The sequence below is a fragment of the Secundilactobacillus sp. MJ173 genome, from assembly GCF_059704265.1.
Genome location: NZ_BAAKGN010000068.1, coordinates 22777 through 37861 on the forward strand (window position 1 = coordinate 22777; position 15085 = coordinate 37861).

General features: G+C 44.9%; 10 protein-coding genes. 8 read left to right on the plus strand and 2 right to left on the minus strand.

Features of this window, described 5'->3' with window-relative positions; all coding sequences use genetic code 11:
* The first annotated feature begins 138 nt into the window (after positions 1-138).
* Positions 139-2268: an AAA family ATPase gene (locus AC6H04_RS10820; RefSeq protein WP_497571680.1), complete on the plus strand. Its 2130-nt coding sequence runs from the start codon at positions 139-141 to the stop codon at positions 2266-2268.
* Between the two features lie 69 nt (positions 2269-2337).
* Here the strand turns inward: AC6H04_RS10820 and AC6H04_RS10825 are convergent, their stop codons facing one another.
* Positions 2338-3696, minus strand: coding sequence for a glutamate--cysteine ligase (locus tag AC6H04_RS10825; RefSeq protein ID WP_497571681.1), 1359 nt, complete (start codon positions 3694-3696; stop codon positions 2338-2340).
* 221 nt (positions 3697-3917) lie between these two features.
* On the opposite strand from AC6H04_RS10825, the gene AC6H04_RS10830 reads away from it, so the two are divergent.
* Positions 3918-5531 carry an FAD-dependent oxidoreductase gene (locus AC6H04_RS10830; RefSeq protein WP_497571682.1) on the plus strand — a complete coding sequence of 538 codons (1614 nt, stop codon included), beginning with the start codon at positions 3918-3920 and terminating at the stop codon, positions 5529-5531.
* 225 nt (positions 5532-5756) lie between these two features.
* Here the strand turns inward: AC6H04_RS10830 and AC6H04_RS10835 are convergent, their stop codons facing one another.
* Entirely contained in the window at positions 5757-6869 is a 1113-nt protein-coding gene (locus AC6H04_RS10835; protein ID WP_497571683.1) for a YdcF family protein, read from the minus strand.
* A gap of 161 nt (positions 6870-7030) precedes the next feature.
* Between AC6H04_RS10835 and AC6H04_RS10840 the strand changes: the two genes are divergently transcribed.
* From AC6H04_RS10840 to AC6H04_RS10865, 6 genes are all read left to right on the plus strand, one after another.
* Positions 7031-8425 carry a DHA2 family efflux MFS transporter permease subunit gene (locus AC6H04_RS10840; protein WP_497571684.1) on the plus strand — a complete coding sequence of 465 codons (1395 nt, stop codon included), beginning with the start codon at positions 7031-7033 and terminating at the stop codon, positions 8423-8425.
* Positions 8426-8889: 464 nt separating this feature from the next.
* On the plus strand, positions 8890-10527 hold the full coding sequence (locus AC6H04_RS10845; RefSeq protein ID WP_497571685.1) for a peptide ABC transporter substrate-binding protein: 1638 nt from the start codon (positions 8890-8892) through the stop codon (positions 10525-10527).
* A gap of 186 nt (positions 10528-10713) precedes the next feature.
* Positions 10714-11982, plus strand: coding sequence for a metal-dependent hydrolase family protein (locus AC6H04_RS10850; RefSeq protein WP_497571686.1), 1269 nt, complete (start codon positions 10714-10716; stop codon positions 11980-11982).
* A 168-nt stretch (positions 11983-12150) separates the two neighbouring features.
* Positions 12151-12714: a LemA family protein gene (locus AC6H04_RS10855; RefSeq protein ID WP_497571687.1), complete on the plus strand. Its 564-nt coding sequence runs from the start codon at positions 12151-12153 to the stop codon at positions 12712-12714.
* 16 nt (positions 12715-12730) lie between these two features.
* Positions 12731-13636 carry a zinc metalloprotease HtpX gene (htpX, locus tag AC6H04_RS10860; RefSeq protein ID WP_497571688.1) on the plus strand — a complete coding sequence of 302 codons (906 nt, stop codon included), beginning with the start codon at positions 12731-12733 and terminating at the stop codon, positions 13634-13636.
* Positions 13637-14037: 401 nt separating this feature from the next.
* Complete coding sequence (locus AC6H04_RS10865) at positions 14038-14961, plus strand: L-lactate dehydrogenase (RefSeq protein ID WP_497571689.1); 924 nt, start codon at positions 14038-14040, stop codon at positions 14959-14961.
* Positions 14962-15085 lie beyond the last annotated feature (124 nt).

Here is a 15085-nt window from a genome sequence, read left to right on the forward strand (position 1 = left end):
ACAAAAGTTCGATATAATATTAATATCCGCCTCGACTGACTAGACTAACCAACTTAATAGCAATCAGCGAGGCATCGTCGACTAGACGGTGCCTTTGCGTTTTGCTTGGGCGTCAAATCACATGGGGGTGCATGTAATATGGCAAATTATTTTAACGATCCATTCTTCAATAACAATATGGATGATATGTTTAACAGTCTATTTCGACAGATGGGAAATGGCGAAACCGCACGCTACGAAGTTAACGGTCACGAATTAACGCCGGATGAATTCGCACAGTACCGTGCAACGGGGAAGTTACCAGACCACGAGCACGAAATTGAAGTGAATGATGCCGGTGATCACGCCGTTAAGAAAGGTGGTATTTTGGAGAAATTAGGCCGTAATTTAACGCAAGAAGCTCGCGATGGGTTACTGGATCCCGTTATTGGCCGGGACAAGGAAATTCAAGAAACGGCTGAAATCTTAAGTCGTCGGATCAAGAATAACCCAATCCTTGTCGGTGACGCTGGGGTTGGTAAGACAGCGGTAGTTGAAGGTTTGGCACAAGCGATTGCTGATGGCAAAGTACCTGAAGCCGTGCAAGGCAAGGAAATTTGGTCCATTGACCTGTCCTCGCTAGAAGCAGGCACGCAGCTGCGGGGTTCATTTGAAGACAACATTAAAAACTTAGTCAAAGAAGTGAAGGCCGCCGGTAACGTTATCCTGTTCTTCGACGAAATTCATCAGATTTTAGGGATTGGTTCTACTGGCGGTGAAGAAAATGGCGGTAAAGGCTTAGCTGATATCATCAAGCCATCACTTTCTCGTGGTGATATTACCGTGATTGGTGCAACCACTCAGGATGAATACCGGAACACCATTTTAAAGGACACGGCGTTAGCACGTCGGTTCAACGATGTGGTGATCAACGAGCCATCACCAGAAACGACTCTGGCAATCTTGAAAGGGGTCAAAGGCCTCTATGAGAAGCACCATCACGTCAGCTTGCCGGACGATGTTTTGAAGGCTGCGGTGGACTACTCCGTTCAATACATGCCACAACGAACCTTGCCAGATAAGGCGATTGACTTGATCGACATGACTGCGGCACACTTAGCAGCTGGTAACGCTGGCTCCGATGAAGCAAGTCTGAAAGAACAACTGAAAACAGTTCAAAAGACCAAGGACGAAGCTGCTAAAGCAGAAGACTACGAAAAGGCCGCTAAAGCTAAGGAACGCGTCGAAAAACTGGAAGCTCAAATCAAGCATGCTGACGACACAACTGAAAGTAACGTGGTTGCGACGCCAAATGACGTTGCTGAATCCGTTCAACGGCTGACTGGCATTCCCGTTGCTAAGATGGGTACCAACGATATTCAGCGTCTAAAAGGCATTGCTGACCGGCTGAAGTCTAAGGTTATTGGCCAAGACGAAGCTGTTGAGATGGTAGCTCGTGCTATTCGTCGTAACCGTGCTGGCTTTGATGAAGGTAACCGGCCAATCGGCAGTTTCTTGTTCGTTGGTCCTACCGGTGTGGGTAAGACGGAATTGGCTAAGCAATTAGCCCTGGACATGTTTGGTAACAAGGAGGCCATTATCCGGTTGGACATGAGTGAATACAGTGACCGGACAGCGGTTTCTAAATTAATTGGGACCAGTGCTGGTTACGTTGGTTACGAGGATAACGGTAACACCTTAACGGAACAAGTTCGGCGTAACCCATACTCAATTGTCCTCTTGGATGAAATTGAAAAAGCTGATCCGCAAGTGTTGACCCTGTTGCTGCAAGTCATGGATGATGGTCGGTTGACGGATGGTCAGGGTAACGTGGTCAACTTTAAGAACACAATTATCATCGCCACTTCTAACGCCGGTTTCGGTAATGAAGCTTTGACTGGCGACAAGAAGAAGGATATCAGCCTATCCGAACGTTTGGCACCATACTTCAGACCAGAATTTCTGAACCGGTTCAACGGGATCGTTCAATTCAGTCATTTGACTAAGACCGATTTAAGTCAAATCGTTGACCTGTTATTGGATGACGTTAACAAGACGTTAGCTAAGAAGGACATCACGTTAACGGTTTCTGACGATGCTAAGAACTGGTTGATGACTGAAGGTTACGATGAAGCGATGGGTGCACGTCCACTTCGTCGGGTCATTGAACAGCAAATTCGTGACAAGGTCACTGACTTCTACTTGGATCACTTGGATGCCAAGTACCTGCAAGCTGATCTAGTAGATGGCACGATCAAGATTAGTGAAAGGGCGGCGGTGACAGCTTAATGTCTACTGCTAAATAAAAGGACGTTCGCTTACCAGTTTACACTGATAAGTGAACGTCCTTTTTGATGATCATTGCGGTTCCCAACTACCCTTGAATAGCTGACTCTTCAAATCTTCAGCAGTGAGTTTTCGCTTGTGATCGAAGCCTTTAAACGGCCGGATGGTCTCCAGTGCTGAATTCTGATAACGCTTAGCCCGGATCAGTGCGTACGCTTCTAGTGAATCGTTTTTAACGTGTGTCATTAGTCGTGCACTTGGTGTGGTATAAGGGTTCTCAATTCGGTCTTCGAGATCTTCCAGTTCTTCTTGATATTCTGGTCCCAACTGGATTTGGTTGGCATACATTTCTAGTCGACGCATGAGTGCCTTGGCTTTAGCCTGAAATTTAGTGACGGAAGTAGGTTCTTCTTCAGAAACGATTTCGTTCATTTCATCAGAACGGTTGATGACTTTTTCGACCTCTTCTGGGTGCAAAGCAGGTGTCATGATGAAATAACTGGCCATTAATCGTAAGAAACGTAGCGTGCCGGTTCTCACACCCACTGAACTGCTGGGGTCTAAGTCTAACATTCTCAGTTCTAGGTATTTAACGCCGGTTTTAGGTAGGTCTTTCAAATTTGAGTTACCCTTCAAACGGACGGCACCGTGGAATTCATAATCGGAAATCAAGGTACCATCTTTGGCGCCTTTTTCGATCCGGTCCACGTACCGTTGAACGCTGGTGTAGTCGCCTTTAAACTTAGTACCGAAGCCATAAGTGCTTTGACGGATGCTCCGTACTGGATGACCCGGTCCCTCATTTTTATCAAAATAACCTGCTTCAGCGATTGGACTGGCGCCAAAGAGGTAGGTAATCAGCCAGCGGTATCGGCAAAAGCCCTGAGCGATAATCGTGTAGAGATAGTTTTCTAAATCAACCCGATTCGGAAAACGGTCCTTGAAATGTTTATACACCAATTCGAAAACATGCTCATCAATACTAAGATTAATGTGAGCACCACATGGCGTTCCAGCAGCGAAACCATGACGTTTGACCCACTCATGCAGGTAGGCTTCTTTGTCAGGCCCCATTTTAGCTAGTGGAATGGTTGACTTATCCTTTGGTAAACGTGGTGGCATCGATAAGGGCCACAGTAATTCTCCTGGTGAAAGTGCGGTTCGTAAGGCGTTATTTAAACTAAATAAGTAGTGCATCGCATCCAGTGCGTGACTGGCAGGCGGTGTAACGACCTCCGACATGGTTTCCAAGAAGTCGTTGGTGATCCAAGGGTTCGTCTTTTCATCGCCAGCACCAGCAGGATATGGTTCCTGACTTAATTCCCCGGTTTCGTCGACTCGTTGCATCTCGATTTCTAGTCCCATGGTAAAATCTTGCGTTTTCGCCACAGCTTCATTGTCAAAAATTAATTGACCGATTTCGCTAAACATGGTTGGTTCCCCCTAATATGTATTTCCAATTAGATTATTAATATTCTGTGAGAAAACATTATTCCTTAGTGTACACTTTTCTCATAATGTAGTACAGCAAATTCGTAAATTAATTGCTTGAAGAAGATGTGGTAGTGATGGGAACATCTTGCTTGCGCATTAGTTAGTTAACCAGTATGCTAAATCTGATGAAAGCGCTTATTTAGAATGGAGGGTTTCCTATGAAAGTCATCGTCATCGGCGGCATTGCCGCTGGAGCATCCTTTGCCACCCGGTTTCGGCGGTTGAATGAACAAAACGAGATTCTGATACTGGAACGTGGCGAACATATTTCAATTGCCAGCTGTGCGTTGCCGTATTATTTAGGTGGTGTTATCACTGACCGTAATGCGTTAATCGAGCGGACGCCAGCAATTTTGAAACAGAATAACAATATTGATGTTCGCGTACGTCACGAAGTCACAGCGATTGATCCGGCAAGGCACGTGTTGCGTGTGCAGAACCTGGAGAGTGGCGAACAGTATGATGAATCTTACGACAAGTTAGTGCTATCAACTGGCGCGCGGCCAGTGTTGCCACCCATCAGCGGCATTGAAACTGCTAATAACACCTTTACGCTGCGTAGTTTGACGGATGGTGACCGGATTAAAAACTACATCCAAACGGAAGCGCCTCGGCAGGTGACAATCTTAGGCGCTGGCGCAGCGGGTGTTGAACTTGCAGAAAACTTCCGGCAACTAGGATTATCAGTGACGCTGATTGATCAAGCCGACAAAGTGATGCAACCATATGATATTGAATTGGCAGATTTCTTGGAAAAAGAACTGGTAAAAAACGGCGTGGATGTCAAACTAGGTGAGACGATTCAGCTGGTTACCGACAACGGTCATGAGCTGCATTTATCAGATGGCAGTGTACTGACCACGGATATGCTGGTGGTGGTCACTGGGGTCACTCCCAATAGTGAAATTGCCAAAAACGCTGGTCTTCAATTATGGGCGGATGGACACATTATTGTGAATGATCAATTTGCCACTTCTGCGCCTGATATTTATGCCATTGGTGATGTTATCGAAACAACTAGTCGGATCACCGGGTTACCGATTCCAAGTTTGCTATCCAGTGCCGCCAACCGGCAGGGCCATTTACTGGCAGATATTTTGAACGGTGAGCCGCTACATTATCCCGGATTTGTGGGTGTGTCCGCTGTGAAAGTGTTTAATCTTACTGCAAGTATGGTGGGCTACTCCGAACAAACCCTGCAAGCAGCGGGAATTACCAATTACGACAGTGTGTTCATTACCCCCTTTGACCATGCTTATTTCTACCCGAATGCGAAACGATTGAATATTAAACTGATTTATGAACCGGATACTGGTAAAATTCTCGGCGGTCAATTCGTGGGCGAAAACGGTGTTGATAAACGGTCAGGGGAGCTCTCAGCGGCGATTGCTGGTGGTCTCACCATTGATGAACTGCCAGGCATCGAGCTACCGTATTCACCACCATATTCAGCTCCTCGCGATCCGTTGAATATGGCTGGCTACGTGGGGATCAACCAACGCCAGCAAGTTAATCAGACGGTCAAGTACGGTGATTTAACCGAGACTGAACGCTGTGACGGTACCTTTCTCGATATTCGCGAAACAGGTAAGTCAGCTAGCGGCACAATTGATTCGGATTTGGCTATTCCACTGACGGAGCTACGTGACCGGTTAAACGAAATCCCAACGGGTCACACTGTCTACATTCTTTACCGGAAGGGGCTGGGTCCTTATAATGCCTCTAGAATACTAGCAGGGAACGGGTACGATGTTAAAATTGTGACGGAATGAAAGTGGCTGTGATATAAGCGTATATTGGTAAAAATTTCACCTGGTTTCTTGACTGAATGATCACTTAAAGTTTGCTTTAGCTCGCTACTCGAATATAGCCTTAACCTGTTCAACAACTCAGATTCCGGCCATATAACACCCAAAAACGCCATCCCGATAAAAACCATCGGAATAGCGCTTTTGGGTGTTATATTCTGGAATCTACCGAGTTGTGTCACACCTTCTTTAGAGGTGATCCAAAAACTGACGAATTCCCTGTAACCACGCTGCAATCCAGTCCGAATGCAGTGATAGCATGACCAGCATTAGCGATAAAATCAACATCAATATCACCATGATCAAGTGTAATTTCCGCTGACGCATGACGATGGCGATGTATTCACGCATGACAGCGTTTGGCAGGAAGAAGCCGGCTGTTTTAGAACCGATACCGGCGGCTTTTAATCCTGCTGATTGGGCAAAGATAGCGGCTCGAAACGTATGGTAGTTATTAGTGACAAAAATCGTTTTTGGCTTTTTAACCGGTGATTCATCGATAATTTTTTTAGAAAAGACCATGTTCTCATAAGTCGTTTTGGAGGCCGTTTCAGCCAGGGCATCGTTGCTCCCGACACCGTGGGTAATAGCGTACTGACGCATGGCTTCACCCTCCGGTATGGTTTCATCGCCACCCTGACCACCGGAAAAAATCATTTTCGGGGCGTGACCCGTTTTCTTAAATTGACGTTGGGAGAATTGAATCCCCTTATTGATTCTTTGCGCTAGCAAGGGGGTGACTTGGTCACCGTTCATCAAACCGGCACCCAGTACGATGATGAAATCCTTGTTGTGACGGGGCCAATAGAGCTGGTAGAGCACCAGTACGGTAAGGTAATTATAAAACCAGAAGACGGCATACAAGATGCATAGGACTGGAAAGGTCGTGAACACGTCAGCCCAGAAGACGGGTAAATGTGCCCGGATAAGACTAATCAGAAATGGCAGTAGAATAATGCCAATTCCCAGGTAAAGTGTCAGTGAATTGGCTAGCGAATGGCTTTCCCGGCGCCAAACGATGGCCGCGTTCCACAGCAATAAAATCGCCTGAAGCGCAAAGACCAGACCAATACAGAAGAGGATAAATAAGAATAGGATCCCAACGGGATAAATAATAGCGTTATTGTCGGTGCTCAGAATGGTCATGGCCAGATTCAGCCAAAAACTGTAGAAAAACAGGTTGAACCAAATGCCGTTTCTCAGCCACGTTCGGTTATAGGCATAGTTGATGCCAAAAATCACAAAGAAGACCCCGGTGATCAGCCAACCCAGTTTAACGTAAAATAAATAATCGCCTTGCAATAATAACTCCCCCTTAATCGTCTCATTAAAATTATACTCTAAATCCGGCATTAATTGCCTGATACCTTGGCCTTTTAAGCAGAGAACGCCTATACTATATAGGCTGGTCATGATGTTTGTCATCATCACCATTAAAACGACATAGAGAGAGGATCTTTACTTTGCAAAATCAAGCCATTCCGAGAAAGACAATGCTAGCGATTATTGGTGCTGGTTTAATGGCGTTTTGCGGTGTTTTAGTTGAAACATCGATGAACGTGACGTTCCCAACACTGATGGCGCAGTTTAAACTGTCCATGAGTGTGGTTCAATGGCTGTCTACTGGGTATTTACTACTGGTTTCACTGACCATGGCAACTTCAGCTTATATCCAGCGACGATATAAAATTCGCAGTATTTTTATTTTTTCAGGGGTGTCATTTATTCTTGGAAGCTGTGTGTGTGCCTTGGCACCAAGCTTTACCGTGTTACTAATTGGCCGGCTGATTCAAGCTGTCGCAACCGGCTATGCGATTCCGCTATTATTTGCGATTATTCTGCAGCAAGTCCCCGTTGCCCGGTTAGGCTTATTTATGGGCCTCGGCGGGATGGTGGTCGGTGTTGCACCGTCCATTGGGCCAACATACGGTGGGATGAACACCTATTTGTTTACCTGGCGTGAAATCTTTTGGTTTATTTTACCCGTGGTTGTGATCGCGGTTTTATTGGGCGCTTTTACGATTCCGCAGAAGATGAAAACTCGGCGCGACACGTTCGATTTTGTTGGTCTCATACTACTGGGACTTTCCTTCTTTTTGATTGCTGAGGGCTTTACTGAGGCTGGCGATTTTGGCTGGTTCAGTATTCAGTTCTGGGGCTTCTTGGCAGCGGGATTCGTGGTTCTGGCACTATTTATTTACCACTCATTTCACTCTGACCGTGATTTGTTGGACCTCAACATTTTTAAATCACCAACTTTTGTTTTGAGTATTATGTCGTATTTCTTGATTCAACTGATGAACATTGGTATCTCATATTTACTGCCGAACTACAGTCAGTTAGTGTTTGGCGCAAATTCATTGGTAGCTGGTTCGGCTATTCTGCTAGGGAGCTTAGTTTCAGGGATCGTTCAACCGATGAGTGGTCGGCTGCTGGATTCACATGGCGCGGGCTACCCAATTCGAATCGGCAGTGTTTTGATTGTGATCGCCATGATTCTGTTTGCCATTTTCGGCCTTCATTTGAACATTCCAATGATTATTTTCTTCTATTTGATTTTCGGTCTAGGATTTGGTTTTAGTTTCGGTAATGTCATGACCAATGGGATTGGGCAAGTAGACGTTAAGTTGCAGCAGGATGCCAACGCTGCGTTTAACACCAGTCAGCAATACGCTGGTTCGATTGGGACGGCTATTATGGCCGCTATTTTGACCAGTAGTCAGCATAGCGATCCGCATTTGTCACAGGCGGTTCTTTCTGCCCGTGGCGGCGATCAAGACTTTATTTTGCTTGCTATTTTAGCTGTTACTACGTTTGCGCTGATTTTGATTAATTTCCGAAAACAGGCAAAAAATTAAAGCGTCATTTTTCGATGACATATTATAGAATAAATTAAATCAAGATAAGTTGTACACAAAACTTTTTGACACAAAACGGTTGACACTGATTGCTGAACTCTGTATAGTGAGCATCATTAAATATCGATGAGAAATCACTGAGAAGATTTAAGGAGTCGAAAGCAAGAGGTTTTCAGAGAGCGTCAGGGACTGTGATGACGTAACGTCTTGTTCTTCAAAAGTTAAATCCGAGTGAGACTGCTTGTATAGAGCAGTTAGGGTGCGCCCAATATAGCGCCAACGTTATGCCGAGTCGACCGGCCGTACGTGAGTGGTTGTGTTTTTGCACAACAAAAAAGGTGGTACCGCGCTTAAGCGTCCTTTTAGAAAGTTCAATCTTTCTGAAAGGGCGCTTTTTTTGGCCGAAAAGAGTGGTGCTGGACCGCTCATCGATATTAATACACATAGAAATGGAGGAATAGCTAATGGGCACACATAAAGGAATGATCGTCATCGTAAGTATCACAATGGGGATAATGAGCGCCTTATTAGGTGGCTGCGCGTCGACCATTGTCGGTGGAGCAGGCGGCAACGCTAGCAGAACACTGAAAGTAACTATTCCTGGCGAGCCCATGACCATCGACCCCAACAAGTCGATTGAAACCAACGGGGCTGCGGTTATTAACCAAATCAGTGAAGGTATTTACCGACGAAACGCTGATAACAAAATTGTTCCAGGCGTTGTTGAGAAAATTGTAAAGCCAACTGAAAATGGCACCAAATATACTTTTACGATCAAAAAGACTGCTAAATGGCAAAACGGTGATCCAGTGACTTCCCAAGACTTCGTCACCGCGATGCAACGAAACGCCGATCCTGCAACTAAGTCACAGGCAACAACGGATACGCAATACATCCAAAACTTCGCTGCTGTTAATAGCGGCAAGATGGCTAAGAGTCAGTTGGGTGTTCACGCTGAAAATAACCGAACTTTTAGCATTAAACTGTCACGACCTGTTCCTTATATGAACTATGAATTTGTCAGTTACCGGCCTTTGAATACGAGTGCAATTAAGAAATTTGGCGACAAGTATGGGTCAAGTGCTGAAACCACGGTTGCTAATGGTGCATACGAAATTAAGGGGTGGACAGGATCAAATGATTCCTGGCACTACGTCAAGAACCCCCATTACTGGGATGCCAAGAACGTGAAGATTGCTAACATTGATGTCCAGGTGGCTAAGGATGATAATACGGCACAAAACTTGTTCAATGCCGGAACGGTTCAACTAACCAGTATTAATGGCCAATTCGTTAAAGCAAACGCCAACAAGAAAGAAGAAGTGGTTACCAAGAATGGGCGAAACAACTACATTTACTTCAATTCTAAGCGGCCAACAACGGCAAACGAAAACTTCCGTAAGGCGATCAGCATGGTAATCGATCGTAAGGCATTGGCAAATAACGTGCTGCAGGATGGTTCTACACCTTCAACTAACATCGTGCCAAAGGATTACGCGAAGAACCCAACTAATGGTAAAGACTTTATCGATGAAGTTGGTGATCAGGCACCTACAGATGTCAATAAAGCGAAGGATTACTGGTCTAAAGCACAAAAAGAAATTGGCAAAGATAAGGTCAGCATTGATTTCTTGGTGGATGATACCGATACAGAAAAGAAGGTAGCTGAATACGTTCAAGGTACCGTTGAGAAGAATTTGAAGGGTGTTAAAGTGAATATCGTTTCGGTACCTCATGGCACTCACGTATCCCGCGACTTTACGACTGATTTTGACATCACAACAGTCGGTTGGGGTCCAGATTATCCAGATGCGCAAAACTTCTTGGACGGGATGCAAAGTCAAAACTCGATTAATTTCTCCAAAACTAAGGATAAGCAATATGATGCACTGATGGCCAAAGTCAACGACACTGAGCAGTACACGGCTGCACAGCGTTACGAATTTGAAAAACAAGCTGATAAACGCTTGATGTCAATTGCGGCAGTTGCGCCGACGTTCCAAACGGCCCAGGCTCACTTGGTTAATAGAGATCTTGGCGGATTGAAGTGGGATACCCTGTCTGGGGCATCCGGACAATTGCAGTATGCTTATTGGAAATAATACATAGAAGCTGGCTTCAAGCCGCTTCTCTGAGGTGCTCAAGGTTGAGTATCTGAGACAAGCGGCTTGGGGGAAGCTGCTGGACAACAAGAAAGGTGGTGGTTGATATGTCATACGCGTTAGTCTCAACTCAAGATGATGGTCCGTTACAGTTAAAAAACTTACATATAAAGAGGAGAAATTATTATGACAAAAATCAACTATACCAACGCAGCAATTTACAACCATGACGCACAGGACTTCGAAGCTAATCACTATGTGGTAGTCGATACGGAAACAGGTAAGATCGTTGAAACTGGTGAAGGTGTGGTCAGCAGTGCCGTTCAAGTCGATGAAACAGTCGATATGAAAGGTAAGTACATCATGCCAGGGATCATGAACGCCCACACTCATATCACCAGTATTCCAACTTACTGGTGGCGCGATGGTGAAGAGGACCGGCATTCAGATTCTCGTGAATTTAACACCATGTATGCTATTCAAAACATGAAAGATGCTATCAACAACGGAATTACCTACATTCGTAACGTTGGTGCCGCCTATGATATCGATATTGAGATTAAGAAAATGCAGGAAAAGGGTATGATCAAAGGACCTAAGGTGATGACATCCGGTCGTGCATTTACCATGACTGGCGGCCATGGCTCAGGTAGTGGTCATGAAGTTGATGGTGTAGATGAAATGATTAAAGGCGTCCGCACCGCGATGAAGAAGGGTGTCGACAACATTAAACTTATGGTCACTGGGGGCGTGCTAAAGAACGGTGAAACACCAGATGATATTCAGTTTAATGAAGACGAAGTGCGAGCTGCGGTAGTTGAAGCTCACCATAAGGGCAAGACAGTCGCTGCTCATGTTCAGGGTGCTGAAGGCGTCAAAGAAGCCGCCCGAGCCGGTGTTGATACAGTTGAACACGCCTTTAATATTGATGATGAAACTATCAAGATCTTTAAGGAACACGGTACGACTGTCGTTCCAACGATGAATGCCATGTACGCCATCTATGAATACGGCGAAAAGACCGTCCCAGAATGGGCGCGGCGCAAGGTGATCGTTAATATCGAGAAACACTTTGCAAGCATCACTAAGGCTGCGGCTGCTGGAATCCCAATTGCCATGGGGACAGATGCTGGGACACCATATAATGGTTTCCAAAGTGAAAGTGCCTACGAGATTCAGCTATACGTTGATAAAGCAGGGATGACGCCTGCACAAGCCATTGATACGGCAACGATCAACTGTGCAAGAGCAATGCACGTTGATGATGAATACGGTCAGATTGCAGTGGGTAAATACGCCGATTTCATTGCGATGACAGAAAATCCAATCGAAGACATTTCTGTCATTCAACACGAAAAGGACGTTTATCAAAACGGTGTTAATGTTCACCGAGCCGTTGCGAAAGTTGAAGCTGGGCAACAAGTATCAAGAGAAATGGAAGCTGTGGGTCGGTAATATCTGAACACTGAAAGTCATCGCCAAGTGCGGTGGCTTTTTTAGTTAACTTGAAAAGTTATGGCAACCTTAAGAATGTTCCCTTGATAAGATCACGATTAGGTGATTGTACTAGGAACTGGTAAAATAGAGACAACTCATAGGTAGAATTGAAATGGAGGAATAGACATGATTGCAGGGATTATTGCAGCAGTGGTAATCGTTATTTTAATCATTGCTTATATCAGCGCGTATAACGGTTTGATCAAGGGACGGACCTACGTTCAGGAGTCGTGGAGTCAAATTGACGTTCAATTAAAGCGTCGTAACGATTTGATTCCTAACCTGATTGAAACGGTGAAGGGATATAGTCATTACGAACAAAGTACTTTGGAAAAAGTCGTTGGATTGAGAAATCAATTGGTGAACAGCTCGGGTGAAGACCACCAACAAACCATGGCCGTTTCTGACCAGTTGAGTAATTCATTGAAGAGTATTTTTGCGGTAGCTGAAGCTTATCCAGATTTAAAGGCTGACCAAGAATACACCAAGTTAATGGAAGAACTGACGAATACTGAAAATAAAATTGCTTATTCACGGCAGCTGTATAATTCAAGCGTTGCCAGCTTCAACTTGAAGATTCAATCATTCCCAAGTAACATTGTGGCATCAATTCACCACTTCAAAATCAGCGAATACTTGCAGGTTCCTGAAGAAGAAAAGGCAGCACCAAAAGTGTCTTTTGATAAATAAGTGGGGATGACAAGAGATGTTATTCGAACAAATTGCGCGGAATAAACGGCGCACGATTTACGTTTTGACCGGGTTCGTCATCTTAGTACTGGCCATCGGGGCAGCGATTGGGTACGTCTTCTTTGATAGTTACATTGCCGGATTAGTGCTGGCACTAGTTTTTGCGGGTGTTTACGCGGCAATCATGATTGGTAATTCCACCAATATCGTGATGGCGATGAATCACGGCCACGAGATCACTAAAGCAGAACAGGCGCCAGAACTATGGCACATTGTGGAAGATATGGCACTAGTGGCACGGGTACCAATGCCGCGGGTCTTTATCATCGATGATCCCAGTCCTAATGCATTTGCTACGGGGAATAATCCGCAACATGCTGCGGTAGCAGCCACTTCTGGTATTCTCGAGCGCTTAAACCGGGAAGAGCTGGAAGGTGTCATGGGACATGAAATGACCCATGTGCGTAATTATGATATTCGGTTGCAGACGGTGGCCTTAGCGCTGGCAGCTGCCATTACCGGAATGGTTAACTTAGCGGGTAACTATTTCTGGTGGGGCGGTGGTAGTCGTCGTGAAGATGATGACGATGATAATGGCGGCAACGTCATACAAATTGTCATGATGATCGTGTCGGTTCTGTTGATTATTTTGGGTCCCATAGCAGCCACCTTGGCTCAAATGGCATTATCAAGGAACCGGGAATATTTAGCGGATGCAGGTAGCGTCGAACTGACAAGAAACCCACAGGGATTGATTTCGGCGTTGCAGAAGATTTCTACTTCGGAACCGATGAAAGAGGCGGATCCGAGTAGTGCGGCGCTGTATATTTCTGATCCAATGAAAAAGAAAAAATCGGTCACTCACCTGTTTGATACCCATCCCCCGATGGAGGAGAGGATTGAAAGGTTGAGAAAGATGTAGAGCGCAGAGCGCAAAAAGGCTCGGGTAGGCTCCAGAATATAAGTGAACAAAAGCGGTTTTTCCCAGGCCTTTTGGGGAAAACCGCTTTTGTTTGCTTATATGGCAGGAGCCTGAGCCTTTTTGCGCGTTTCAGCTAGATAAGGGCAAAGAGGTCTTTTGGGGAGGCCAACTTATTTGCTTATACGGCAGGAATCAGAGTCTTTTCGCACGTTAAGGCCAAGTAAGAGTATTTTTTAAGGGAACTTAATCTTATTAGCCTACGTACCTAGAATATCAGCCTTTTCACCCAGGAAAATCCCTCCCCCAACCCCTCAATTCTAATTTTCAGTCGCCACATTCCTGATAAAATGGTAAGATAGTAACAATCCGATTAGGAAATTATTAAAATAGAGGTGCGTAACATGACTCGAAAAATTGGTGTCATTGGAATGGGGAATGTTGGTGCAACCGCTGCCCATTATATCGTGGCCAATGGTTTCGCTGATGATTTAGTTTTAATCGATATTCGCGAGGATAAGGTGAAAGCCGACGCATTGGATTTTGAAGATGCAATGCCAAATTTACCTGTACATACTAATATTACAGTGAATGACTACTCTGCATTAAAGGATGCTGATGTCATTATTTCAGCAGTTGGGAATATTAAGTTACAGGATAACCCAACTGATGACCGGTTTGCTGAACTGCCATTTACCAGCGAAGCAGCTAAAAAAGTCGGTGCTCAAATCAAAGCTTCTGGTTTCCATGGTAAGATGGTGGTCATCACCAACCCCGTTGATGTGATTACATCTATCTATCAACAAGTTACCGGCTTACCTAAGAATCACGTTGTCGGAACAGGAACTTTACTGGATTCAGCACGGATGAAGCGGGCTGTGGCTGCTAAGTTGAACATCGATTCACGTTCAGTTGTTGGTTACAACTTAGGTGAACACGGTAACTCTCAATTTACGGCTTGGTCAACAGTTCGTGTACTTGGGAAGCCAATCACTGAAATTGCGAAGGAACGAAACCTTGATCTGGATGACCTTGATCACCAAGCCAAGGTCGGTGGCCATACTGTGTTCCATGGCAAGAAATACACTAACTATGGAGTCGCTACTGCAGCGGTTCATTTAGCTAACACGATTTTAAGTGGTGCTGAAACCGAAATGCCAGTTTCTAATTACCGTGAAGAATACGGCACTTACCTGTCATACCCAGCCATTGTTGGCCGTGATGGTGTGCAGGAACAGTTACAACTGGAATTAACGGAAGATGAATTAAAGAAGCTTCAGATTTCAGCAGATTATATCAAGACTAAGTTTGCAGAAAGTACGAAGTAATCTTATTATTAAATAAATGAAATCAGCGGTTAATCCAATTACGGATTAGCCGCTGATTTTTTGCTGATTAGGTCTATTGAATAATATCAGTAGAGTTATAACGAAAAACCTGATATACTACAAT

Bases quoted from the DNA above. Each gene is read 5' to 3' on its own strand.
- AC6H04_RS10820 (WP_497571680.1), top strand. From the start codon at position 139: ATGGCAAATTATTTTAACGATCCATTCTTCAATAACAATATGGATGAT.
- AC6H04_RS10825 (WP_497571681.1), bottom strand. From the start codon at position 3,696: ATGTTTAGCGAAATCGGTCAATTAATTTTTGACAATGAAGCTGTGGCG.
- AC6H04_RS10830 (WP_497571682.1), top strand. From the start codon at position 3,918: ATGAAAGTCATCGTCATCGGCGGCATTGCCGCTGGAGCATCCTTTGCC.
- AC6H04_RS10845 (WP_497571685.1), top strand. From the start codon at position 8,890: ATGGGCACACATAAAGGAATGATCGTCATCGTAAGTATCACAATGGGG.
- AC6H04_RS10850 (WP_497571686.1), top strand. From the start codon at position 10,714: ATGACAAAAATCAACTATACCAACGCAGCAATTTACAACCATGACGCA.
- AC6H04_RS10855 (WP_497571687.1), top strand. From the start codon at position 12,151: ATGATTGCAGGGATTATTGCAGCAGTGGTAATCGTTATTTTAATCATT.
- htpX (WP_497571688.1), top strand. From the start codon at position 12,731: ATGTTATTCGAACAAATTGCGCGGAATAAACGGCGCACGATTTACGTT.
- AC6H04_RS10865 (WP_497571689.1), top strand. From the start codon at position 14,038: ATGACTCGAAAAATTGGTGTCATTGGAATGGGGAATGTTGGTGCAACC.